This window comes from Flavobacterium magnum (assembly GCF_003055625.1).
GTDB lineage: Bacteria > Bacteroidota > Bacteroidia > Flavobacteriales > Flavobacteriaceae > Flavobacterium > Flavobacterium magnum.
Window position 1 is genome coordinate 1,539,757 of sequence record NZ_CP028811.1, and the last position, 23,253, is coordinate 1,563,009.

Annotated in this window: 21 protein-coding genes and 5 tRNA genes; 4 read left to right on the forward strand and 22 right to left on the reverse strand. The window is 45.7% G+C overall.

The window, feature by feature from the left end:
* Positions 1-97 precede the first annotated feature (97 nt).
* Together purE and HYN48_RS06315 are read right to left on the reverse strand one after the other, a co-directional pair.
* Complete coding sequence (gene purE, locus HYN48_RS06310) at positions 98-577, reverse strand: 5-(carboxyamino)imidazole ribonucleotide mutase (protein WP_108370308.1); 480 nt, start codon at positions 575-577, stop codon at positions 98-100.
* Positions 578-666: 89 nt separating this feature from the next.
* Positions 667-1,830, reverse strand: a complete 1,164-nt coding sequence (locus HYN48_RS06315) for a 5-(carboxyamino)imidazole ribonucleotide synthase (RefSeq protein WP_108370309.1) — start codon at positions 1,828-1,830, stop codon at positions 667-669.
* 298 nt (positions 1,831-2,128) lie between these two features.
* On the opposite strand from HYN48_RS06315, the gene HYN48_RS06320 reads away from it, so the two are divergent.
* The 3 genes from HYN48_RS06320 to HYN48_RS06330 all read left to right on the forward strand — a co-directional run bounded on the left by HYN48_RS06320 (position 2,129) and on the right by HYN48_RS06330 (position 4,125).
* Positions 2,129-2,569, forward strand: a complete 441-nt coding sequence (locus HYN48_RS06320) for an SRPBCC family protein (protein WP_108370310.1) — start codon at positions 2,129-2,131, stop codon at positions 2,567-2,569.
* 69 nt (positions 2,570-2,638) lie between these two features.
* Positions 2,639-2,720: transfer RNA gene (locus HYN48_RS06325), tRNA-Leu, on the forward strand.
* Between the two features lie 430 nt (positions 2,721-3,150).
* Entirely contained in the window at positions 3,151-4,125 is a 975-nt protein-coding gene (locus HYN48_RS06330) for a sugar phosphate isomerase/epimerase family protein (protein ID WP_108370311.1), read from the forward strand.
* Between the two features lie 62 nt (positions 4,126-4,187).
* Here HYN48_RS06330 and HYN48_RS06335 read toward each other — a convergent pair whose 3' ends face one another.
* The 20 genes from HYN48_RS06335 to HYN48_RS06430 form a co-directional block, all read right to left on the reverse strand.
* A complete protein-coding gene (locus HYN48_RS06335; protein ID WP_108370312.1) occupies positions 4,188-4,499 on the reverse strand; it encodes a DUF3467 domain-containing protein in 312 nt (103 codons plus the stop codon).
* 3 nt (positions 4,500-4,502) lie between these two features.
* The gene (rpoC, locus tag HYN48_RS06340) at positions 4,503-8,810 is read right to left on the reverse strand and encodes a DNA-directed RNA polymerase subunit beta' (protein WP_108370313.1); all 4,308 of its coding nucleotides are present in this window, start codon (positions 8,808-8,810) and stop codon (positions 4,503-4,505) included.
* A gap of 106 nt (positions 8,811-8,916) precedes the next feature.
* The gene (rpoB, locus tag HYN48_RS06345) at positions 8,917-12,729 is read right to left on the reverse strand and encodes a DNA-directed RNA polymerase subunit beta (protein ID WP_108370314.1); all 3,813 of its coding nucleotides are present in this window, start codon (positions 12,727-12,729) and stop codon (positions 8,917-8,919) included.
* Positions 12,730-12,997: 268 nt separating this feature from the next.
* Positions 12,998-13,372 (reverse strand): 50S ribosomal protein L7/L12, encoded by a 375-nt coding sequence (gene rplL, locus HYN48_RS06350; protein WP_108370315.1) that lies wholly within the window; start codon positions 13,370-13,372, stop codon positions 12,998-13,000.
* Positions 13,373-13,441: 69 nt separating this feature from the next.
* Complete coding sequence (rplJ, locus tag HYN48_RS06355; protein WP_108370316.1) at positions 13,442-13,936, reverse strand: 50S ribosomal protein L10; 495 nt, start codon at positions 13,934-13,936, stop codon at positions 13,442-13,444.
* Positions 13,937-13,955: 19 nt separating this feature from the next.
* Positions 13,956-14,645, reverse strand: a complete 690-nt coding sequence (gene rplA / locus HYN48_RS06360; RefSeq protein ID WP_108370317.1) for a 50S ribosomal protein L1 — start codon at positions 14,643-14,645, stop codon at positions 13,956-13,958.
* Positions 14,646-14,648: 3 nt separating this feature from the next.
* Positions 14,649-15,095: a 50S ribosomal protein L11 gene (rplK, locus tag HYN48_RS06365; protein WP_108370318.1), complete on the reverse strand. Its 447-nt coding sequence runs from the start codon at positions 15,093-15,095 to the stop codon at positions 14,649-14,651.
* 65 nt (positions 15,096-15,160) lie between these two features.
* Positions 15,161-15,712, reverse strand: coding sequence for a transcription termination/antitermination protein NusG (gene nusG, locus HYN48_RS06370; RefSeq protein WP_108370319.1), 552 nt, complete (start codon positions 15,710-15,712; stop codon positions 15,161-15,163).
* Positions 15,713-15,726: 14 nt separating this feature from the next.
* Positions 15,727-15,921 carry a preprotein translocase subunit SecE gene (gene secE, locus HYN48_RS06375; RefSeq protein ID WP_108373432.1) on the reverse strand — a complete coding sequence of 65 codons (195 nt, stop codon included), beginning with the start codon at positions 15,919-15,921 and terminating at the stop codon, positions 15,727-15,729.
* A 14-nt stretch (positions 15,922-15,935) separates the two neighbouring features.
* A tRNA-Trp gene (locus tag HYN48_RS06380) sits at positions 15,936-16,009 on the reverse strand.
* Between the two features lie 57 nt (positions 16,010-16,066).
* Positions 16,067-17,260, reverse strand: coding sequence for an elongation factor Tu (tuf, locus tag HYN48_RS06385; RefSeq protein ID WP_108370320.1), 1,194 nt, complete (start codon positions 17,258-17,260; stop codon positions 16,067-16,069).
* A 59-nt stretch (positions 17,261-17,319) separates the two neighbouring features.
* A tRNA-Thr gene (locus HYN48_RS06390) sits at positions 17,320-17,391 on the reverse strand.
* A gap of 291 nt (positions 17,392-17,682) precedes the next feature.
* Positions 17,683-17,763 (reverse strand) — tRNA-Tyr (locus HYN48_RS06395).
* Between the two features lie 85 nt (positions 17,764-17,848).
* Positions 17,849-17,922, reverse strand: a tRNA-Thr gene (locus HYN48_RS06400).
* A 92-nt stretch (positions 17,923-18,014) separates the two neighbouring features.
* On the reverse strand, positions 18,015-18,317 hold the full coding sequence (hpf, locus tag HYN48_RS06405) for a ribosome hibernation-promoting factor, HPF/YfiA family (protein WP_108370321.1): 303 nt from the start codon (positions 18,315-18,317) through the stop codon (positions 18,015-18,017).
* Between the two features lie 27 nt (positions 18,318-18,344).
* Positions 18,345-19,247: a tyrosine-type recombinase/integrase gene (locus tag HYN48_RS06410; RefSeq protein ID WP_108370322.1), complete on the reverse strand. Its 903-nt coding sequence runs from the start codon at positions 19,245-19,247 to the stop codon at positions 18,345-18,347.
* Positions 19,248-19,319: 72 nt separating this feature from the next.
* Positions 19,320-19,514, reverse strand: coding sequence for a 30S ribosomal protein S21 (gene rpsU / locus HYN48_RS06415; RefSeq protein ID WP_108370323.1), 195 nt, complete (start codon positions 19,512-19,514; stop codon positions 19,320-19,322).
* 114 nt (positions 19,515-19,628) lie between these two features.
* Positions 19,629-20,798, reverse strand: coding sequence for an acyl-CoA dehydrogenase family protein (locus HYN48_RS06420; protein WP_108373434.1), 1,170 nt, complete (start codon positions 20,796-20,798; stop codon positions 19,629-19,631).
* Between the two features lie 31 nt (positions 20,799-20,829).
* On the reverse strand, positions 20,830-21,711 hold the full coding sequence (locus HYN48_RS06425; RefSeq protein WP_108370324.1) for a helix-hairpin-helix domain-containing protein: 882 nt from the start codon (positions 21,709-21,711) through the stop codon (positions 20,830-20,832).
* A 20-nt stretch (positions 21,712-21,731) separates the two neighbouring features.
* Positions 21,732-21,959 carry a PspC family transcriptional regulator gene (locus HYN48_RS06430; protein ID WP_108370325.1) on the reverse strand — a complete coding sequence of 76 codons (228 nt, stop codon included), beginning with the start codon at positions 21,957-21,959 and terminating at the stop codon, positions 21,732-21,734.
* A gap of 107 nt (positions 21,960-22,066) precedes the next feature.
* On the opposite strand from HYN48_RS06430, the gene HYN48_RS06435 reads away from it, so the two are divergent.
* Positions 22,067-23,251 carry a multiheme c-type cytochrome gene (locus tag HYN48_RS06435; RefSeq protein ID WP_108370326.1) on the forward strand — a complete coding sequence of 395 codons (1,185 nt, stop codon included), beginning with the start codon at positions 22,067-22,069 and terminating at the stop codon, positions 23,249-23,251.
* Positions 23,252-23,253: the final 2 nt, after the last annotated feature.

Here is a 23,253-nt window from a genome sequence, read left to right on the forward strand (position 1 = left end):
TTTTCCCTTTTTTGCCCCAAATCAAGAAAGACCTACAAAAGATTTCGTAATTCAGATTTTAAATTTAAGGAAGCCCTGAGGAGGGCTTCCTGTTTTTTTATTGCAGTCCCAGAGCGGATTTACTGACCGCTTCCTTAAGGCTTTCCTTATACGAGATAATCCTTTCCAATACCGAAGGGTCATGCGCGCCGACAATTTGTGCGGCAAGGATTCCGGCATTTTTGGCGCCATTTAATGCTACGGTTGCCACCGGAACGCCGCCCGGCATCTGCAAAATGGAGAGGATGCTGTCCCAACCGTCAATGGAGTTGCTTGACTTTACCGGCACGCCGATGACCGGCAGCGGAGACATTGAGGCGACCATACCCGGCAAATGGGCGGCTCCGCCGGCTCCGGCAATGATTACCGAAATGCCTCTCAAGTGTGCATTTTTACTGAAATCAAATAATTTTTCAGGCGTGCGGTGTGCTGAGACGATGTCGGTGATGGTTTCAATCCCAAATGACTTCAGGATGTCGATTGCGTCCTGCATGACCGGCAGGTCCGAAATGCTGCCCATGATGATGGCTATTTTCATATTGGATTACTTTAGAAAATCAGAAAATCAGCCGGTCAGGAAGCTTTTTTGCGACTCGCTCGACGTAGCACTTCCTGGTGGCGCGATTTCTAATTGACATTATTACTGATTACCCTGATTGTATTTTTTACTTTTTCCGCGATTTTCCTTGCTTCCGAAATGTTCTCATTCGTGATGGTGACGTGTCCCATCTTGCGGAAAGGGCGTGTCTCCGTTTTTCCGTAAATGTGTGGCGTCACGCCGCTCCATTCCAGGATCGTTTCGATATTCTCATACAACACCGGCCCCGAAAAGCCTTCCTCGCCCACGAGATTGACCATGATTCCCGCCACTTTGCTGTCGGTACTTCCTAAAGGCAGGCCGAGAACCGCGCGCAGATGATTTTCAAATTGTGAGGTGTAGCTGCCTTCAATCGAATAATGGCCTGAGTTATGCGGCCTTGGGGCGACTTCATTCACAAGGATTTCATCGGTATGGGTTTGAAACATTTCAACAGCGAGCAGTCCGACGTGCGCATAGGCTTCGGAAACCTGCAATGCGAGATCTCTGGCTTTCTGGGCGATCTGCGCATCAATCCGCGCCGGACAAATAACGTATTCCACCTGATTGGCTTCGGGGTGAAATTCCATCTCTACAACAGGATAGGTTTTTATTTCGCCGGCTGCGCTGCGTGCGACGATCACGGCAAGTTCGTTCTTAAACGGGATCATGTCTTCCGCAATGCATTCCACATCGGGCAGTCCGTCACAATCCGCCGCCCGGCGTATCACTTTCACGCCATTGCCATCGTATCCGAATTCGGTGCACTTCCATACAAACGGCAATGTCAGCTGATTTTTCGAAAGCGCCTCCTTCAACGCCGTCACATTGTCAAAATGGGAATACGCTGCTGAAGGGATGCCATGGGCCACATAGAAATCTTTCTGGATACCTTTGTTCTGGATGCGCTTGAGGGTTTTAGGCGATGGGAATACCGTAGTCCCTTCTGATTCTAGTTTCTCGAGCGCCTGAATATTGACGAGCTCGATCTCAAAGGTCAGCACGTCGACCTGCTTCCCAAATTGGTAAACGGTATCAAAATCCATCAGGTTGCCCTGCTGGAATACATTACAGGCAAACCTTCCGGGCGCTTCCGCAGAAGGATCGAGGACATACGTCTGGATATCAAATTTGCGGGTTTCAGCCAAAAGCATCTTGCCCAATTGGCCGCCGCCAAGGATACCCAACTTAAAGCCCGAAGAAAAGTAGTTCATGTTGTTGTGTTGTGGCTGTGAAAAGGTTTGGCAAAGATAGTTAAGAATTGCCGAAAATTCCTGATCGGGGCGTATTTCCGATTTCAATATTTCCGATGATATTTATAAAGTTACCATTTTGATCTGCGTGCCTTAACGGTCTTCTTAATCCCAAATCCTTTATCGGCAGCGGTTTGGATGGGTTTTGCGTTGAAGTGATCTTCCACCGAGAGATAGGTATGAAGGCTGACGGCGGTTCGGGCAGTTTTGCAAAGTCCGATATTTTGTAATTTTATCCTTTATCTGAAAAATTACAGCCATGAAGACAATGCATAAATCAATTGAAATTACCGCGCCCAAAGACAAAGTCTGGGCGGTATTAATGGAGGAAACTTATATTAAAGACTGGTACAAGTCATTCGGTCAGGGTATTACCGCGGAAACCGACTGGATTGAAGGACACCGCGTGACCTTTACTGATGGGTCAAACAATGGCATTACAGGTATCATAGCCGAGAAAAAGCCTTATGAGAAATTGTCGTTCCGGTTTGATGGTGTCGTAAAAAATAATGTGGAAGACAGGGAAAGTGATATGGCCAAGGCCCTCAACGGCAGTGAGGAAACTTATTCACTGTCTGAAGAAAACGGCAATACCTGGTTGTCGGTTACCTGCGATATGCCTGAAAGTGATTATGATACCATGTCGGCTGCATGGGAAGTGGCTTTGCAACGGATCAGCGAACTGGCACATGCAGTGTAAGTTTTACCAAATATTTGCGCATTACATTTGCGGATTTGAAAAAACATGTTACTTTTGCTGTCCCTGAATGCCTCAGTGGCGAAATTGGTAGACGCACTGTGTTCAGGTCGCAGCGCCCCCGGGTGTGCTGGTTCGAGTCCAGTCTGAGGCACAACAAAAGGCAGTCTTTTTTAAGGCTGCCTTTTTTCAATATGTAAATCCTGTAAAAACTGTTTGAAATAGTGTAATCAAAAACATGGATTGCCGGAGTATCTTTGATATAGAAACTTACACTTACTGAATTAAGTAAATTTTATCACGCGTGATAAGATTTTCATGATGATTCGGTTATTGGTTAGGTTAGGAGGGGACAGCTTAGGCTTCCCCTTCTTTTTTGTGGTAATCAAGCAGTAAATCTAAGGCAGATGGATACGTTAGTAATTTACCTGAACCTCGCATCCTGTATCGTTTTCAGGAGCTGTTTCCCGCTCTCCGCTGTATCTTTTCCGGCTCCGCAGGCTTCGCCGTAAAAGGATGCCGCTTCGATCGGGGCTAGCGCATCCCGTAAATGAAAAATACTATCTTTAAGGAAAATATCCCAGATGAACCGCCGTCATTTCCTTAAGAACTCAGCACAATTTGTCGTCGCGCTTTCTGCCGCCAACCTGATTTACAGTGAGGTTATTGATTTCCTGCAGGCAGACCCGCAGCCTTTTTTCAGATTGTCTTTGGCGCAATGGTCGTTGCATCGGGCAATGATGGAAACCAAAACACTGAACCCAATTGATTTTGCCTCTACAGCGAAATCCCTCGGCTTTGAAGGATTGGAATATGTGAGTGCGCTCTACACTTTGGAACAGGGGAATCAAATTCAGGGCGCTGCCAAACTGGCGAAGGAACTCAGGCAGCGCAGCGTCGACAATGACATGACCAATGTTTTGATTATGGTCGATGGTGAAGGCGAACTCGCTGCATTGGATAAAAAAGAAAGAGATACAGCAATTGACAATCATAAGAAATGGGTTGATGCCGCGGCCGAAATGCGGTGCCACTCGATCCGCGTGAACCTTTTTGGCGCTGGAGCGGAGAAGGATTTTAAAGTCTGGAAAGAAACTTCGATTGACGGTTTAGGGAGGTTGGCAGCCTTTGCCGCGCAATCCGAAATCAATGTCATCGTTGAGAACCACGGCGGACTTTCCTCTGACATCTCAAAGCTGACGGAAGTCTTCGAAGCAATTGGTTTAAAGAACTGCGGCGCGCTGCCTGATTTCGGAAACTTCTGCGTTAAAAGGCGCGACGGTGACCGTTGGGCTTCCCCTTGTATTGAAATCTATGATAAGTACAAAGGCGTTTCAGAATTGATGCCGTTTGCGAAAGGCGTCAGTGCCAAATCCTACGACTTCGATACCGACGGCAATGAAACCACCATTGATTATGTCAAAATGCTGCAGATTGTCAAATCCGCCGGCTGTAAGGGATTTATCGGCGTGGAATATGAAGGCAGCCGACTTGGGGAGATTGACGGGATTTTAGCCACTAAAGCCCTGTTGCTGCGTGCGGCTTCTCAGTTAAAATGAAGAAATAAATGTGTTCATATATAAATGAAACAAAAAAACCTCCCGATTGGGAGGTTTTTGAATTATGCTTGCCCTGTCGGGCCAAAGTTCAATGGAATGGGCGGTTGCTCCGTATCCTTGATTTCGCCGTGGGCGGATTCAAATCTGTGGATGTTCTCTCCCATCGCTTTCAGCAGCCTTTTGGCATGTTGCGGTGTCAAAACGATTCTTGACTTCACTTTTGCCTTCGGCGTTCCGGGCATGATGCAAACGAAATCGAGTACAAATTCAGATGCCGAGTGATTGATGATTGCCAGGTTCGAATACGTTCCTTCTGCAGTCTTTTCGTCCAGTTCGATGTTAATCTGTCCTGGTTGTTGATTGTTATCGCTCATATCTTAATAATTGTATTCTTCTTTCGCGGCCATGATTTCGTTGAAGTCCTCCTTCGATCCTACGATCGTGTGGTCGTATTCCCTCATACCGGTTCCGGCAGGGATCCTGTGGCCCACGATGACGTTTTCTTTCAGGCCTTCAAGCAAGTCTACTTTTCCGGCTACGGCAGCTTCGTTCAATACTTTAGTGGTTTCCTGGAACGACGCAGCCGAGATGAATGATTTCGTCTGAAGCGATGCCCTTGTGATACCCTGAAGTACAGGTGTGGCGGTTGCAGTGATGACATCACGTGCAGAGACCAGGTTTTTGTCCATACGTTTCAGTATAGAGTTTTCATCCCGCAATTGACGTGGTGACACAATCTGTCCCGGTTTCAGCGTATCAGAATCGCCGGCATCCTCGACCACCTTCATACCGTACAATTTATCATTTTCAACGATAAAATCTTTGGTGTGGATTAATTGGTCTTCAAGGAACAGCGTGTCTCCCGGATCCTGAACCTGTACTTTACGCATCATCTGGCGGATTACCACCTCAAAGTGCTTGTCATTGATTTTTACCCCTTGCAGACGGTACACTTCCTGGATTTCATTCACAAGATATTGCTGTACCGCAGCTGGTCCCTGGATTCTCAGGATATCTTCAGGAGTGATGGCTCCGTCAGACAATGGCACACCCGCACGGATGAAGTCATTTTCCTGCACCAGGATCTGGCTTGACAATTTGACAAGGTATTTCTTGATTTCACCGAATTTGGATTCGATGATGATCTCACGGTTACCACGCTTGATTTTTCCGAAAGTAACGACACCGTCAATTTCCGAAACGACCGCCGGGTTTGAAGGGTTACGCGCTTCAAGAAGCTCGGTAATCCTTGGCAGACCTCCGGTGATATCGCCTGCTTTTGACGAACGGCGCGGAATCTTCACAAGGATTTTCCCTGCTTTGATTTTCTCGCCATCTTCAACCATAAGGTGGGCACCCACCGGTAAGTTATAAGAACGGATCAATTCGTTGTCTTTTCCGTAGATTAATAAGGTAGGGATCAGTTTCTTGTTCCTTCCTTCCGAGATTACCTTTTCCTGGAATCCGGTCTGCTCATCGATTTCAACCACGAACGATTGTCCCTGCTCTAAGTCTTCATAAGCGATTTTTCCGGTAAATTCAGAAATGATTACCCCGTTATATGGATCCCATTTACAGATTACATCGCCTTTTACTACTGACTGTCCGTCTTTCACGAAAATGCTTGATCCGTAAGGAATGTTGTGTGTATTTAATACAATGCCGGTTTTCTCGTCAATCAGTTTCAATTCCGTAGAACGTGACACTACAATATCAACTGTATTTCCTTCATTGTCTTCACCTTTAACCGTTTTTAGGTCTTCGATCTCAAGACGGCCGTTGAAACGTACCACGATGCTGGACTCTTCAGAGATCCCTCCGGCCACACCACCTACGTGGAAGGTACGGAGTGTCAGCTGTGTTCCAGGCTCACCGATGGACTGTGCTGCGATCACACCGACAGCCTCACCTCTTTGGGTCATTTTGCCTGTCGCGAGATTTCGTCCGTAACATTTCGCACAGATTCCTTTAATGGCTTCACAGGTCAATGGGGAACGTACTTCAACCCTTTCGATTGGCGACGCCTCGATGGCACGCATTTCACTTTCGGTGATTTGCTTGCCGGCATGAACCAGGATGTCGTTTGTCAACGGATTGATCACATCCTGCAAAGCCACACGGCCAAGGATTCTTTCACCCAGCGATTCCACCACTTCCTCATTCTTTTTCAAAGCGGATACTTCTACGCCCCTCAACGTACCGCAATCATCAAGATTTACGATTACATCCTGGGAAACGTCATGAAGCCTCCTGGTAAGGTAACCGGCATCCGCAGTCTTCAATGCGGTATCGGCAAGACCTTTACGGGCACCGTGAGTAGAGATGAAGTATTCAAGGATTGAAAGTCCTTCCTTAAAGTTGGAAAGGATCGGGTTTTCAATAATCTCACCACCACCGGCAGTCGATTTTTTTGGCTTGGCCATCAAACCACGCATACCTGTAAGCTGACGGATCTGCTCTTTGGAACCCCTCGCTCCGGAATCAAGCATCATGTATACCGAGTTGAATCCTTGCTGGTCTTCGCGGATATTCTTCATGGCCAATTCGGTCAGTAACGCGTTCGTGGACGTCCATACGTCAATAACCTGGTTGTAACGCTCGTTGTTGGTGATAAGACCCATGTTATAGTTCATGAGGATGCCATCAACCTGTTCATTGGCGTCGGTAATCAGGTCCTGCTTTTGCTCAGGAATCTTGATATCACCAAGGCTGAATGACAGTCCGCCTTTGAAAGCGAACTTGTAACCCATATCCTTCATTTCATCAAGGAATGCTGCGGTCGTAGGCACATCAGTCACACTTAAGATATGTCCGATGATGTCACGCAGGTTTTTCTTGGTCAGGACGTCGTTGATGTATCCGGCGGCTTCAGGAACCACTTCGTTAAACAATACACGCCCGGCAGTGGTCTGGATGATTTTCCAAACCAATTCACCGTTTTCGTTGAAATCCTTTGCACGGATCTTGACCCTGGCGTTAAGTTCCAGACGGCCTTCGTTTAACGCGATATTTACTTCTTCCGCAGAATAGAAAGTCAGGCCTTCGCCCAAAATCTTATGCTCCGGCGTTGATAATCTTTCCTTGGTCATGTAGTACAGACCCAAAACCATGTCCTGGGATGGTACCGTGATTGGTGCGCCATTGGCAGGGTTCAGGATGTTGTGTGACGCCAGCATCAAAAGCTGCGCTTCCAGGATTGCTTCCGGCCCAAGCGGCAGGTGTACCGCCATCTGGTCACCATCGAAATCCGCGTTGAACGCCGTACACACCAGTGGGTGCAGCTGTATCGCTTTACCTTCAATCAGTTTTGGCTGGAATGCCTGGATACCCAAACGGTGAAGGGTAGGGGCACGGTTCAGCAATACCGGGTGTCCCTTGATGACATTTTCAAGGATATCCCATACCACAGGCTCTTTTTTATCTATAATCTTTTTGGCGGATTTCACTGTTTTTACAATACCGCGCTCAATCAGTTTCCTGATAACGAACGGTTTGTACAATTCAGCAGCCATGTCTTTTGGCAAACCGCATTCGTATAATTTCAATTCCGGTCCAACGACGATAACCGAACGTGCAGAATAGTCGACACGTTTTCCAAGTAAGTTCTGACGGAAACGCCCTTGTTTTCCTTTTAAGGAATCAGAAAGCGATTTCAGCGGACGGTTTGATTCGGTCTTAACGGCAGAAGCTTTTCTGGTGTTATCAAACAACGAGTCTACAGATTCCTGCAGCATACGTTTTTCGTTACGAAGGATCACTTCAGGCGCTTTAATCTCCATCAGACGCTTCAAACGGTTGTTGCGGATGATTACACGACGGTAAAGGTCATTCAAATCCGACGTAGCAAAACGGCCACCATCAAGCGGCACCAATGGGCGCAATTCCGGCGGGATTACAGGAACCACTTTCATGATCATCCACTCGGGACGATTTTCGCGGTTCTCGTTGGATTCGCGGAAAGATTCCACGACCTGAAGCCTTTTTAAAGCCTCTGTTTTACGTTGTTTCGACGTTTCGTTATTTGCCGAGTGGCGCAATTCATATGAAAGCGCATCAAGGTCGATCCTTGCCAACAGATCCATAATACATTCAGCACCCATTTTGGCAATGAATTTATTCGGGTCATTGTCATCAAGATATTGGTTGTCCTGCGGCAGGCTGTCAAGGATATTCAGGTATTCTTCTTCGGTCAGGAAGTCCAATCTCTGGATGTTGTCACCTTCGGCATTTTTTGCAATACCCGGCTGGATTACCACGTACCTTTCATAATAAATGATCATGTCCAGTTTCTTGGACGGCAATCCAAGAATGTATCCGATTTTGTTGGGAAGCGAACGGAAATACCAGATGTGCGCGATAGGCACCACCAGGTTGATGTGTCCGACACGGTCACGTCGTACTTTTTTCTCAGTGACTTCTACACCACAGCGGTCGCATACGATCCCTTTGTAGCGGATCCTTTTATATTTACCACAGGCACATTCGAAATCCTTAACGGGACCGAAAATCCTTTCACAGAAAAGACCGTCGCGTTCCGGCTTGTGCGTCCTGTAGTTGATGGTTTCAGGCTTCAGGACTTCCCCCCTTGATTCTGCCAGGATGGATTCCGGAGAAGCAAGGCCGATAGAAATCTTGTCAAACCTTTTTACTTGATTTTTATCTTTATTATTTCTATTATTCATCATAGTTTCTACTATTGATATTTTTGATAATTGAAAACGATTTTTAGTTTACAGCTTACGGTTCACAGTGTACAGTCTGCAGACTGTAAACCGTCAACTGATAACTTATTTATTCCTCCAAACGAATGTCAAGTCCAAGACCCTTCAATTCGTGCATCAATACGTTAAATGACTCAGGAAGTCCCGGTTCCGGCATGGTTTCGCCTTTCACGATCGATTCATAAGTTTTTGCCCTTCCGATCACGTCATCTGATTTTACGGTCAGGATTTCACGAAGCGTGCTTGACGCACCATAAGCCTCGAGTGCCCAAACCTCCATCTCTCCGAAACGCTGTCCACCGAACTGTGCCTTACCTCCAAGAGGCTGCTGCGTGATAAGTGAGTACGGTCCGATTGAACGGGCGTGCATCTTATCATCAACCATGTGCCCCAGTTTCAGCATGTAGATCACACCGACGGTTGCAGGTTGGTGGAAACGCTCTCCGGTTCCTCCGTCATACAGGTAAGTATGCCCGAAACGTGGAATTCCGGCTTCGTCTGTGAGTTCGTTGATCTGGTCAAGCGTTGCGCCATCGAAAATCGGTGTTGCAAATTTCTTGCCAAGGTTCATACCGGCCCAACCCAATACCGTTTCGTAAATCTGACCGATGTTCATACGCGAAGGTACACCCAGCGGGTTCAATACGATATCGACCGGCGTTCCGTCTTCGAGGAACGGCATGTCTTCGTGACGTACGATACGGGCCACAATACCTTTGTTACCGTGACGTCCCGCCATTTTATCACCCACTTTCAGTTTACGTTTCTTAGCGATGTATACTTTAGCCAGTTTCAGGATTCCTGCAGGCAATTCGTCTCCTACGGTAATCGTGAATTTCTCTCTCCTCAAAGCACCCTGAAGGTCATTCAGTTTGATTTTGTAGTTGTGGATCAGGTCGTTCACCATTTTATTGGTTTCCTCATCTGCAACCCATTGTCCTTTGCTTAAGTGAGCGAAGTCTTCTACAGCGTTCAGCATTTTCTGGGTATATTTCTTGCCTTTTGGCAGTACTTCCTCACCCAGATCGTTCATTACACCCTGAGAGGTTTTACCATTAACAATAAGGAATAATTTGTCAACCAGTTTGTCTTTCAGTTCAACAAATTTGGTTTCGAATTCCATTTCCAGGGAACCCAAATCGTCCTTGTCTTTGGTACGTTTTCTTTTATCTTTTACCGCTCTTGCGAACAGTTTTTTGTCTAATACAACGCCATGTAAAGAAGGAGAAGCTTTCAATGATGCATCTTTCACGTCACCGGCTTTGTCACCGAAGATCGCACGAAGCAGTTTTTCTTCCGGAGTCGGATCTGATTCTCCTTTTGGGGTAATCTTTCCGATAAGGATATCACCGGGTTTCACTTCAGCACCGATACGGATCATACCGTTTTCGTCAAGGTCTTTGGTTGCCTCTTCAGAAACGTTCGGGATGTCGTTGGTCAATTCTTCATTACCCAATTTCGTATCACGAACATCCAATGAATAATCATCGATGTGGATAGAAGTAAAGATGTCGTCGCGAACTACTTTCTCAGAAATCACGATCGCATCCTCGAAGTTGTACCCTTTCCATGGCATGAACGCCACTTTCAGGTTTCTTCCTAAGGCAAGCTCTCCGTTTTGGGTAGCATAACCTTCAGAAAGTACTTGTCCGGGAATTACCCTGTCGCCTTTTCTTACAATCGGCTTCAGGTTGATCGAAGTACTTTGGTTCGTTTTACGGAATTTGATGAGGTTGTAGGTCTTCTCGTCCGTGTCAAAACTGACCATTCTTTCTTCTTCCGTACGGTCGTATTTAATGGTGATGATGTTGGCATCGACATATTCTACGGTTCCGTGGCCTTCTGCATTAATCAATACACGGGAATCAGAAGCCACCTGTCTTTCAAGGCCTGTTCCTACAATCGGGGCTTCAGGACGCAGCAATGGTACGGCCTGACGCATCATGTTTGATCCCATCAACGCACGGTTCGCATCATCATGCTCCAAAAACGGAATCAGGGAAGCCGAGATCGAAGCGATCTGGTTTGGCGCCACATCGGCATAATCAATCCTGTGCGGATCGACAACCGGAAAGTCACCTTCCTCACGGGCAATTACCTTATCGGCAAGGATGGTTCCGTCAGCGCCCACTTCGATGTTGGCCTGCGAAATCAATTTGCCTTCTTCTTCTTCTGCACTCAGGTAAACCGGTTCGGCATTGATGTCGATTTTACCGTCAGTCACTTTACGGTAAGGGGTTTCGATGAAGCCCATCCCGTTTACTTTCGCATAAACTCCAAGTGAGGAAATCAAACCGATGTTTGGTCCTTCCGGTGTTTCAATCGGGCATAAACGGCCGTAGTGTGTATAGTGAACGTCACGTACCTCAAATCCGGCCCTTTCACGCGAAAGACCACCAGGTCCAAGGGCAGACAACCTTCTTTTGTGCGTGATCTCAGCCAATGGATTGGTTTGGTCCATAAACTGAGACAACTGGTTTGTCCCGAAGAAAGAGTTGATTACCGATGATAAAGTTTTAGCGTTGATCAAATCGATCGGTGTAAATACTTCATTATCACGAACGTTCATCCTTTCACGGATCGTACGTGCCATACGCGCCAATCCGACGCCGAACTGTGCAGAAAGTTGTTCCCCAACAGTACGTACACGACGGTTTGACAAGTGATCGATATCATCAATCTCTGCCTTAGAGTTGATCAGTTCGATCAGGTATTTTACGATAGTGATGATATCTTCCTTGGTAAGCACCTGCTTTTCCATTGGGATATCAAGGTTCAGTTTTTTGTTCATCCTGTAACGGCCTACTTCACCTAAGTTGTAGCGCTGGTCAGAGAAGAACAATTTATCGATGATGCCACGAGCGGTTTCCTCATCAGGTGGTTCTGCATTACGCAGCTGACGGTAGATGTGCTCGACGGCTTCTTTTTCAGAGTTGGTCGGGTCTTTTTGCAAAGTGTTGTGGATGATGGCATAATCAGCCTGATTTGCATCTTCTTTGTGCAAAAGAATCGATTTTACGTTGGCATCGATGATTTCCTCTACGTTATCCTTGTCGATAATCGTATCACGGTCAAGGATGATCTCGTTACGCTCGATAGACACTACCTCGCCGGTATCCTCGTCCACGAAATCCTCGTGCCAGGTATTCAATACACGCGCCGCTAATTTGCGTCCGATGTATTTCTTCAGTCCTGTTTTAGACACTTTGATTTCCTCAGCAAGGTCGAAGATTTCAAGGATATCCTTGTCTCTTTCAAAACCGATGGCGCGGAATAGGGTGGTTACAGGTAATTTTTTCTTACGGTCGATATAGGCGTACATGACGCTGTTGATATCGGTTGCAAATTCAATCCATGATCCTTTGAACGGAATGACACGGGCAGAATATAATTTGGTTCCGTTGGCGTGGAACGACTGTCCAAAGAACACGCCCGGTGAACGGTGTAATTGAGATACAACCACACGCTCGGCGCCGTTGATGACAAACGTACCGCTTGGCGTCATATAAGGGATCGTACCGAGGTACACATCCTGTACAATAGTTTCAAAATCCTCATGCTCCGGATCGGTACAATACAGTTTTAGCCTGGCTTTTAAAGGCACACTGTATGTCAATCCTCGCTCAATACATTCCTGAATGGTATAACGTGGCGGATCAACAAAATAATCAAGGAACTCCAGTACGAATTGGTTTCTGGTGTCAGTGATTGGAAAGTTTTCCATGAAGGTGTTATAGAGCCCTTCGTTGCCTCTTTCGTCGGATTTGGTTTCCAGTTGGAAGAAATCCTTGAAGGATTTGACCTGAATATCTAGGAAATCCGGATAGTCGGGGATATTCCTGGTCGAGGCAAAATTCAATCTTTCAGTCTGATTTGTTATCATCAATGGACAAAATTTTGATTAAAAAAAAGTAGTTTTTGTGTAAAAACACTGTTTTGATTGATACTTTCTTTTTGATAATCCATACCTCTTAAAAGTAAACTATAGTATCTGTTAGTAAACTTCTTTCTTCGTATGGGCTAAAGTTGTTTGGGTGTCCTGAGGTGGTATTTATAATAAAATCCAGGATATAATTTTATTATACGAAAAATGGTTTAGGCCTTTGGAAGCGTGTCCAAGACCTAAACCTAGTTTTCAAAACCGAGTTGTACTATTTAAGCTCAACAACAGCTCCGGCCTCTTCTAAAGCTTTTTTCAGGCCTTCAGCCTCTTCTTTAGAAACACCTTCTTTCACTGAACTTGGAGCGCTGTCCACTACTTCTTTAGCTTCTTTAAGACCTAAACCGGTAAGTTCTTTTACCAATTTCACAACAGCCAGTTTAGAAGCACCTGCATCTTTAAGGATTACGTTGAATTCAGTCTGAGCTTCTTCAGCAGCACCGGCATCACCGCCACCAGCTGACATTACTACTGCAGCTGCAGCAGGCTCAATTCCGTACTCGTCTTTTAATATTGTAGCTAAGTCGTTAACTTCTTTAACTGTAAGGTTAACTAATTGTTCTGCGAATTGTTTCAAATCTGCCATTTTTTCTATCGTTTAAAATGATTTGTAAAATATAATTTATTATTGTGCGCTTGTGAATGTGCTTACCAATTAAGCTGCCTCTTCGTCCTTGAACTGGTTCTTAAGAGCTGAAATAACTCTTTGGGCAGGCGATTGAAGCAATCCGATGATTTCGCCGATCACTTCTTCTTTCGATTTCAATGAAGCCAATGAATCGAGTAAGTTGTCACCGATGTAGATTTCGGAATTGATGTAAGCTCCCTTAAGGATAGGCTTGTCCGATTTTTTACGGAATTCCTTGATGATCTTTGCAGGTGCGTTAGCAGTCTCTGAAAGCAGGATCGCGGTGTTTCCTTTTAAAATCGTTGACAAATCCTCATAGTTATTGTCTGACGCTTCCATTGCTTTTTCAAGCAAGGTGTTTTTTACCACTTCCAATTTGATGCCTGCTTTAAAGCAAGCCCTTCTCAGATTTGAAGTCGTTTCAGCGTCAAGTCCTGAAATATCTGCCATATACACGGTATTGCTACCGGCTAACTGTGCAGTTAAATTTTCAATTGCGATTGATTTTTCTTCTCTAGTCATATTAAAAATCTTTTACTGCTTAGACGGCTTTAGGATCCAGGGCAATCGCAGGACTCATTGTGCTTGACAAGTGAATGCTTTTGATGTATTGGCCTTTTGCCGCAGTTGGCTTCAGTTTAATTAATGTTTGAATAATTTCATGGGCATTGTCCACGATCTGGTCCGCTCCGAAAGAAACCCTTCCGATACCGGCGTGTACGATACCAGTCTTATCTACCTTGAAATCAATCTTACCGGCTTTTACCTCAGCTACAGCTTTCGCTACGTCCATGGTTACTGTTCCGGTTTTTGGGTTTGGCATCAGGCCACGTGGACCCAATACGCGTCCTAAAGGACCTAATTTACCCATTACGGCAGGCATCGTGATGATTACATCGATATCCGTCCAGCCGTCTTTGATTTTCTGGAGGTAGTCATCTAAACCTACGTGGTCAGCACCGGCCGCTTTAGCTTCAGCTTCCTTATCCGGAGTTACAAGGGCCAAAACCCTTACGTCCTTACCGGTTCCGTGCGGAAGTGTTACGACACCCCTTACCATTTGGTTTGCTTTTCTTGGGTCAACGCCTAATTTTACGGCGATATCCACAGACTCGTCAAATTTTGCAGAAGCGATTACTTTAACCAATGCAGAAGCATCTTTTAAAGAATACATTTTGTTCTTCTCAATCTTTGAAGCAGCCTCTTTTTGCTTTTTTGTCAATTTTGCCATGTCTTAAGCTTTGTTTAGAGGAGATTCTCCCGATACAGTTATACCCATTGATCTTGCTGTACCAGCAATCATGCTCATAGCAGACTCCATAGTGAATGCATTCAAATCAGCCATTTTGTCCTCTGCGATCGCTTTGATCTGATCCCAGGTAACGCTGGCGACTTTTTTACGGTTTGGTTCTCCCGAACCTCCCTTAAGCTTTGCAGCTTCCATTAACTGGACGGCAGCTGGTGGAGTCTTTACGACGAAATCGAACGATTTGTCCTTGTACACAGTAATTTGTACTGGGCACACTTTGCCGGCTTTATCCTGGGTCCTCGCATTAAACTGCTTACAGAATTCCATGATGTTTACACCAGCAGCTCCAAGAGCAGGTCCAACCGGCGGCGATGGATTCGCGGCGCCTCCCTTAACTTGTAGTTTAACTACTTTACTAATCTCTTTAGCCATTGTTTAAAAAATGTGCAGTTGTCTGTGGAAGCAGATTCCTGCGGTTATTATAATAGTGTAACAAATTATACTTTTTCAACCTGCATAAAGCTCAGTTCCAAAGGTGTCTTTCTTCCGAAAATTTTCACCATCACTTCGAGTTTACGCTTTTCATCGTTGATTTTTTCAACTGTTCCATTGAAACCATTGAATGGGCCATCGATCACTTTTACAGTTTCACCCATATTGAAAGGAATCGCGTGAGAATCGGTCTTAACAGCCAGTTCGTCAACTTTTCCGAGCATGCGGTTCACCTCTGACATCCTCAAAGGCACCGGATCGCCGTTTTTAACTTCGCCTAAAAAACCGATAACACTCGTTATAGACTTGATAATGTGCGGAATTTCACCGGTAAGGTTTGCCTCGATCATCACGTATCCGGGAAAATATACTTTATCCTTGGTGATTTTCTTGCCATCCCTAACCTGTACTATTTTTTCGGTAGGCACCAACACCTGGGAGATGTAATCACCCATACCCAGCCTGTTGATCTCAGTCTCGATATAGTTCTTTACTTTATTCTCCTGGCCGCTTACCGCCCTGACAACGTACCATTTTTTCACATTATTTTCTGACATCGCCAAAGTATTTATTATTTAACGGCGCTGAAAAACGCACTCAGTAATTTTGTGAAGCCCTGATCCACGCCCCATGTGGCGAGTGAACACAACACTGAAAAAACAGCAACTACAATAGTAAGGCGTTGTACTTCTGCCCACTCCGGCCAGGTCACGTTGGTTTTCAACTCTTCGAACGCCTCTGATATATAATTAACTACTTTCATTATCATTTGTTTTTTAATGGCACGGGCGGAGGGATTCGAACCCCCATCAACGGTTTTGGAGACCGCTATTCTACCCTTGAACTACGCCCGTATTAAAAACCAGCAGCATCAAGGGACACTGCTGGTTTTCCTGGTATTGTGAATAAAATTATTCTACGATTTCAGTTACCTGACCTGCACCTACTGTTCTACCACCCTCACGGATAGCGAAACGTAAACCTACGCTCATCGCGATTGGGCTCAACAAAGATACATCGATTGTCAAGTTGTCACCTGGCATAACCATCTCTACACCTGCTGGCAAAGAAATGATACCTGTCACGTCAGTTGTACGTACATAGAACTGTGGACGGTAGTTGTTATGGAATGGTGTGTGACGTCCACCTTCTTCTTTTTTCAGGATGTAAACCTCAGCCTTGAATTTAGCGTGTGGCTTTACAGATCCTGGCTTAATGATAACCATACCCCTTTTGATATCAGACTTGTCGATACCCCTCAAAAGAAGACCTACGTTATCGCCAGCTTCTCCACGGTCAAGGATTTTACGGAACATCTCAACTCCAGTGATTGTAGAAGTCAGTTTGTCTGCACCCATACCGATGATTTCAACAGCATCACCTGTGTTGGCAACACCAGTTTCGATACGGCCTGTAGCAACAGTTCCACGTCCTGTGATGGTGAATACGTCTTCAACAGGCATAAGGAATGGCTTCGCTACGTCACGTACCGGCTCTTCGATCCAGCTGTCAACCGCTTCCATCAATTCCATGATTTTTGGAACCCAGGTAGCATCTCCGTTCAATCCACCCAAAGCAGATCCCTGGATAACTGGTCCGTTGTCGCCATCATATTCGTAGAAAGACAAAAGGTCACGGATTTCCATTTCAACAAGCTCCAAAAGCTCAGCATCGTCAACCATATCCACTTTGTTCATGAATACAACGATCCTTGGAATACCAACCTGACGTCCTAAAAGGATGTGCTCGCGGGTTTGTGGCATTGGTCCGTCAGTAGCGGCAACTACAAGAATAGCACCGTCCATCTGCGCAGCACCGGTAACCATGTTCTTTACGTAATCCGCGTGACCTGGACAGTCAACGTGAGCGTAGTGACGGTTAGCTGTTTCGTATTCTACGTGTGAAGTATTGATGGTAATACCCCTTTCTTTTTCTTCAGGTGCGTTATCAATCTGGTCGAAAGATTTAGCAGCAGTTTTAGAGAAACCAGCTTCAGCCATTACTTTAGTGATAGCAGCGGTCAAAGTAGTTTTTCCGTGATCCACGTGTCCAATAGTACCGATATTCAAGTGCGGTTTGGAACGATTAAAATTCTCTTTTGCCATTTTACTTAATTTTTAATCTTAGTTATATAATAATATTAGTGTTCAATTGTACTAAATTGAGCCAATGACGGGATTTGAACCCGTGACCTCTTCCTTACCAAGGAAGCACTCTACCCCTGAGCTACACCGGCAAGGTTAAACCCCAATTTCAAACCCGTGACCAGTGGAAGCTGCCCTGAATTTGAAATTTGAGGTTCCGAGACCTTCGCGGGCGGCTTGTAACAGTCGCTTTTGAAGATTCCGTTTATCGTAAGTCCGGGCTTGACGCCCCACTTTTTTGTAAACCTTTTATATGGCTGTCGATTCATCTGGAGTATACGTCACTTCCGTTGGGTATCCATGCTGATGAACCTGCGCCGAATTTTTGATTAGCTGTTTTTTGAAACTTGAGATTCGAAAAGGCATCTAAGACAAAAATTATGTGGGGAGAGCAGGATTCGAACCTGCGAAGTTCTCACAGCAGATTTACAGTCTGCCCTCGTTGGCCGCTTGAGTATCTCCCCGTTTTTAACCAATATTTTAAGAACTTGGGCTATTTTAAATTTTCAGTTTCTCCAAACGGAATCCACTTTTAAAATAACTTTTATGAGCCGATAGAGGGACTCGAACCCACGACCTGCTGATTACAAATCAGCTGCTCTAGCCAACTGAGCTACACCGGCATTGACAATAAAAAAAGTCCGCTATTTCTAACGGACTGCAAATGTATATGTTTTTGTTTGTTAATCAAAACATTTTTAAAAAAAAATTCTGATTAGCTATAGCTTCGGATTTTCTCCTTCCGTTTTACCAGTAGCCGCTCCGCAGCCTCTATCGAAAGGTCGACCGCTTCTTCAAATGTCTTACACTGTTTCTTTACCAGGAATTCATCCCCGGGGACATGGATCTTAATTTCCGCTATCTTATTTTCCTTGTCGCTTGTCTTTTCCACTTTGAGGAAAACATCGGATGAGACCACCTTGTCATAATACTTTTCCAATTTGTCCATTCTTTCCTGAATGAAATCCACCAGCTTTCTGTCAACAGTAAAGTTAACTGCATGAACATTTACCTTCATAATCTAAATTTTAATTGTTAAACATTGTCAGGATTGCCGCCGGTTCCTCGGATGGGCTTCCCCGTATACCTTTTTCAGTTCTGCCAAACTGTTGTGGGTGTACACCTGCGTCGACGCAAGGCTGGAATGTCCGAGCAATTCCTTGACCGAATTTAAATCCGCCCCGTTGTTCAGTAAATGCGTCGCAAACGTGTGTCGAAGGATGTGCGGACTCTTTTTTACCTTTTCGGAGACATTACTAAAGTAATCATTTATTAGCCGATACACAAGTGAATCGCTTAATTTAACCCCTTTTAACGTCAGGAAAACAAATTCGGGATCTTTAATTTCCTGTAGGTTAGCGCGTTCCTTTATATAGGTGTGGAGTTGGTGGGAAATAATTGGCAAAACCGGAATGATGCGCTCCTTGTTCCTTTTTCCTAAAACCTTAAGCGTGCCGTTGGCGAAGTCGAGGTGCTGGAGTTTTAGGGTAATCAATTCGGTGCGGCGGATTCCGGTTGTGTAGAAAAGGTCGATAATCAGCCGGTCACGCAGGCCTTCGTATCCTTCAGGATATTGAATCTGGTGCAGTACAGCGTCCAGTTCTTTTTCAGAAAAAGGGATCTGGATCTTTTTCGGGGTTTTAAGGGCCTTGTGCTTGAGTAGCGGACTCGTGTCGATCTGCCGCGTTTTCAACAGGAATTTATAAAAAGCCTTGAGCGAGGAAATTTTCCGGTTCACCGAATTGTTGGAGATGCCGCCTTCGACCAGGGAAACAATCCAGCTGCGCACCTGGCTGTAGTTGACGTCTATCAGGTTGTCCTGTCCGAAATTGGCAAGCAGGAATTCGCCAAAAGCTTCCACATCACGGTCATATGCCAGTAACGTGTGCGGGGAATAATTGCGTTCCTTCGAAAGATAATCGCCAAATGATTTCCTGATTTCCAACATAAAAAAAACCGTTAGCCCCAAAAGTATTAAACTTTGATGACTAACGGTACTATAATTTTCAGAAACGAAATGTTAGCTTTCCAGGCTGTCTTTCATGTTCTGGATGTAAGCTGCTTTCTGGATTTTCATCCTGTGCGTTACAGATGGCTTGATGAATGCTTGTCTTGCGCGCAACTGACGAACAGTTCCGGTCTTGTCAAACTTCCTTTTGTAGCGCTTCAGTGCGCGATCAATATTTTCTCCGTCTTTAATTGGTATAATCAACATAATATAGACACCTCCTCTCGTTAAGGCCGCAAAGGTATACATAAATTTGTAACTCGCAATCCAAAAAATAACTTTTTTCGGACAATCTTTATTATCGGCCTCAGATGACGGGTTTTACTTTACCGCCGGCTCGTACTGTCGCTTGTCAAAAATCATTTTCGCCAAAATCTCCCTCATGATTTCAGACGTGCCCCCGCCGATAGGCCCCAATCGGCTGTCGCGTAACAGGCGTGCCAGCGGATATTCTTCCATATACCCATAGCCGCCAAGCATCTGCAGGCAACCGTAAATGGTGTCGTCGGCAACTTTCGTGGATTTCAGTTTCGCCATACTGGCTTCCATAACAACATATTCTTTTTTGTCAAGCCTAGCTACGGTTGCGTAGTTAAACAGCTTGCAATGCGCCACTTCCGTCGCGTGGTCCACCATGGTATGCCTCAAGGCCTGGAATTTGTCGATTGTCGTTCCAAACGCTTCACGTTCTGACATATAGCCTATCGTATAATCAATCGCATATTCTGCACGGGCGTGTGCATTGATTGCCATAATCAGGCGTTCGAGTGCAAAATGCTGCATCATGTAAGGGAAGCCTTTTCCTTCTTCGCCCATCAGGTTTTCCGCCGGGATTTCCACATTGTCGAAAGCAATTTCGGCGGTATCGGAAGCCCTCCAGCCCAGCTTATCAAGCTTGGTTGCCGAAATCCCTTTGAGATTCGTGTCCATCACAAAAATACTGATGCCTTTATTACCCAGTTCAGGGCTTGTTTTGGCGGCGACCACGTAATAATCCGCGTAGACGCCGTTGGTGATGAAAGTTTTCGAACCGTTAATAATATAGGTGTCGCCTTTTTTTGTCGCTGTGGTCTTCATTCCGGCGACATCGCTGCCGCCAAAGGGTTCCGAGATGCACAGTGCCCCAATCTTATCGCCTGAAATGCTCGGTGCGAGGTATTGCTGTTTGATGCGCTCATCACCCTCCGCATTCAGGTGTGTCATCGCAAGGTAAGCGTGCGCCCACATGGCTGCCGCAAAGCCCGAAGACCTTATTTTCTGAAGTTCTTCGAGAAAAATTACCGTATAGAACAGGTCGAGGTTCATGCCGCCGTAAGCCTCAGGATAATTGATGCCGAAAAAGCCCATTTCCCCGAATTTCTTCCAGATAAAGCGTTCGATAGTTCCCGTAGCTTCCCATTTTTCAATATGTGGAACCACTTCCTTTTGCAAAAAGTCCTGTAAACTTTTTCTAAACAGGTCATGCTCCTCTGAAAAGTATGTCGAATTCATATTATAAATACTGGTTTTTGTAGTGATTTTTTTAGAATTCCAAATATAAGGCAATTATCTCTAATTTTTCAACAGGAAAATCTTTGATTTTTGCCAAATCCTCAGCGCCGCGGATTTCGCCATTCATGCTGCGGAAGGTCACAACCGACCTGGCGGTGTAGTAATTCATATAAGGGACTTTCGACAGCTCTTTAATCGTAGCCGTGTTAATGGGAACTTTAACCACCGCGGGCATCGTGCCGATCCGGAATGAAGTTTTTACACGCGCGATCACTTCCGGTGACAGGCCCCAGATAAAATCGAGTTGCTGCATGGTGAGGAATCCGCCCAGCTTTTCCTTTTCTTTCAGGATCCGCTCCGAAAGCGCCGGCCCGATGCCATACACTTCCATCAAATCCTGCTGCGTTGCCTCGTTGATGTCCTTCATCGTGAGCGGCTTCTTGTGCGCTTCGGAAGGATTGAAAGGACGGTGATCCGGGAGGTTTTTCTTATTTCGAACCCAATCCGGAAATTTGAAATAAGGGGCTATCTTCGCAAGCAGTGCATCGGACACTTTGGTAACCTGCTGAAATTCCTCGGCTGAATTCACATACAGGTTTTTCTTTCTGAACGCCAGCAAGCGGTCAATTTCCGCTACCGACATGCCCAGTTTGTAACCTTTAAAATCAGTGATGAAGTTCGGGTTGAAAGGATACATCACCGGTTTCACATTTTTGGAAATGGCCTTGAGCGAGTCGACACGCTGTTGCAGGGCCAGCCATCTGGTCTTGTCTGCGGACGGAGTCTCATTCGGCGTAAAATCAGCGAGCACATAGAACAATTGCAATGCAGTGGCCAGCGAAAGCAGGAATATCAGTGAAAAACGTTGTGCGGCGGTGAAGTGGAAGAAGTTTTTGAATGGCGTGGATAACATGATATTTGGCGTTTAAAGTTTCAGAGATCGAAAACAGATGTCCGCTTGGCCCGGATCAAATCCTTAAGCCGGATCCAGAATGCGAGTGTCAGGTAGACGCCGAACCAGAGTCCGGCCGTCACAAACGAAATGTAAATGAAGAACAGGCGGACGCTGCTTGCGCGCATACCCAGTTTGTCAGCAAGCCGTGATGCGGCATTGAAACCGTGCCTTTCGAAGAAATATTTAAGCCTGATGACGATTGACATGTGCTGTGGTTTGAAACAAAAATAAGATTTTTATCGGAATTTTTCACACGCGTTGTATAAACAAACCCGGTGACGCTGAGTATCAAAAAAAACTTACATTTACGACGATGAAAAAGTTTTTCCTGCTTTATATTTTTTCGCTGCTGTTATTCAACTGCACCGATAAGGACGCCGAGTATTTCGATCCGCGTGGCACCGATTATGCCGGATCGCAAAGCTGTATCCAATGTCATAAGCCGACTCATGAAGCTGAGTTGACCCATGCCCATTATAATGCCACGGCGCCCGGAACACCCGAAAATGTGCTGGGGAATTTCAGCGAAGGACATAACGCTTTCGTGTATGACGGAGGAACGAAAATAGCCATGGAACGCCGTGGCGACAGCATCTGCCATGTGTTGTACGAGAACGGAAAGGAACAGAAAGTGTTTCCTGTCGGGATTGTATTCGGTTCGAGGCATGCACAGACCTCGGTGTATTGGGAAAACCGAAACACCTACGAATTGCCGGTCTCTTACTATACGTCAGTGCAAAATTGGGGAACCAGCCCGGGATTTTCGTCGGTGCGGCCGCAATTAGACCGTAAGGTCGTCAAGGATTGTTATGCGTGTCACAGCTCGAATGCAAGCAGCAGCGTGAGGCGCGGCCCGTCTGAAAAGACCAATTTCATGACAGGCGACATAGAAGACGTCATTGACCCAAAGACCATCGTGTTCGGGATTGATTGCGAAAGATGCCACGGTCCGGCGAAAAAGCATGTCACCCACCACCTTAAGTTTCCGGGCGAGAAACAACCCTTCGCCATTACAAAATACAGCGCGTTAACGAACCGGCAGAAGCTTGATGCCTGCGCTATATGCCATTCGGGCGTCAGCGGCGTGAAAATCAAGTCGATTTTCAGTTTCAGGTTCGGAGATGCCTTTGCAGATTACTGGCTCAAGCCGCAGTCCGACAATCCGGAGGTTCATGGCAACCAATATGGATTGCTCTCACAAAGCAAGTGCTTTACAGCCAGCAACAACCTGAATTGTACGACCTGCCATGATCCGCATGATGGGAAGAAACAGGGTCCGGATTACTTTACGCCGGTGTGCGTGGGTTGCCATACATCGCCATCGCATAATTCGGAGACTACTAAAATCATGTCTCTGAAGCGTCTCGCAGGCAATTGTGTCGAATGCCACATGCCGAAACAGGCTTCGCGCGCGATTATTTTCCAGCAATACAAAAATTCTGAATTTTCCAAATACCTGCTGCGGACGCACAAGATTGCGGTATATCCGAACCCATGATA

What these genes read in the sequence shown, in the direction of transcription:
- purE (WP_108370308.1), bottom strand. Translation starts at nt 577, where the DNA reads ATGAAAATAGCCATCATCATGGGCAGCATTTCGGACCTGCCGGTCATG.
- HYN48_RS06315 (WP_108370309.1), bottom strand. Translation starts at nt 1,830, where the DNA reads ATGAACTACTTTTCTTCGGGCTTTAAGTTGGGTATCCTTGGCGGCGGC.
- HYN48_RS06320 (WP_108370310.1), top strand. Translation starts at nt 2,129, where the DNA reads ATGAAGACAATGCATAAATCAATTGAAATTACCGCGCCCAAAGACAAA.
- HYN48_RS06330 (WP_108370311.1), top strand. Translation starts at nt 3,151, where the DNA reads ATGAACCGCCGTCATTTCCTTAAGAACTCAGCACAATTTGTCGTCGCG.
- HYN48_RS06335 (WP_108370312.1), bottom strand. Translation starts at nt 4,499, where the DNA reads ATGAGCGATAACAATCAACAACCAGGACAGATTAACATCGAACTGGAC.
- rpoC (WP_108370313.1), bottom strand. Translation starts at nt 8,810, where the DNA reads ATGATGAATAATAGAAATAATAAAGATAAAAATCAAGTAAAAAGGTTT.
- rpoB (WP_108370314.1), bottom strand. Translation starts at nt 12,729, where the DNA reads ATGATAACAAATCAGACTGAAAGATTGAATTTTGCCTCGACCAGGAAT.
- rplL (WP_108370315.1), bottom strand. Translation starts at nt 13,372, where the DNA reads ATGGCAGATTTGAAACAATTCGCAGAACAATTAGTTAACCTTACAGTT.
- rplJ (WP_108370316.1), bottom strand. Translation starts at nt 13,936, where the DNA reads ATGACTAGAGAAGAAAAATCAATCGCAATTGAAAATTTAACTGCACAG.
- rplA (WP_108370317.1), bottom strand. Translation starts at nt 14,645, where the DNA reads ATGGCAAAATTGACAAAAAAGCAAAAAGAGGCTGCTTCAAAGATTGAG.
- rplK (WP_108370318.1), bottom strand. Translation starts at nt 15,095, where the DNA reads ATGGCTAAAGAGATTAGTAAAGTAGTTAAACTACAAGTTAAGGGAGGC.
- nusG (WP_108370319.1), bottom strand. Translation starts at nt 15,712, where the DNA reads ATGTCAGAAAATAATGTGAAAAAATGGTACGTTGTCAGGGCGGTAAGC.
- tuf (WP_108370320.1), bottom strand. Translation starts at nt 17,260, where the DNA reads ATGGCAAAAGAGAATTTTAATCGTTCCAAACCGCACTTGAATATCGGT.
- hpf (WP_108370321.1), bottom strand. Translation starts at nt 18,317, where the DNA reads ATGAAGGTAAATGTTCATGCAGTTAACTTTACTGTTGACAGAAAGCTG.
- HYN48_RS06410 (WP_108370322.1), bottom strand. Translation starts at nt 19,247, where the DNA reads ATGTTGGAAATCAGGAAATCATTTGGCGATTATCTTTCGAAGGAACGC.
- rpsU (WP_108370323.1), bottom strand. Translation starts at nt 19,514, where the DNA reads ATGTTGATTATACCAATTAAAGACGGAGAAAATATTGATCGCGCACTG.
- HYN48_RS06420 (WP_108373434.1), bottom strand. Translation starts at nt 20,798, where the DNA reads ATGAATTCGACATACTTTTCAGAGGAGCATGACCTGTTTAGAAAAAGT.
- HYN48_RS06425 (WP_108370324.1), bottom strand. Translation starts at nt 21,711, where the DNA reads ATGTTATCCACGCCATTCAAAAACTTCTTCCACTTCACCGCCGCACAA.
- HYN48_RS06430 (WP_108370325.1), bottom strand. Translation starts at nt 21,959, where the DNA reads ATGTCAATCGTCATCAGGCTTAAATATTTCTTCGAAAGGCACGGTTTC.
- HYN48_RS06435 (WP_108370326.1), top strand. Translation starts at nt 22,067, where the DNA reads ATGAAAAAGTTTTTCCTGCTTTATATTTTTTCGCTGCTGTTATTCAAC.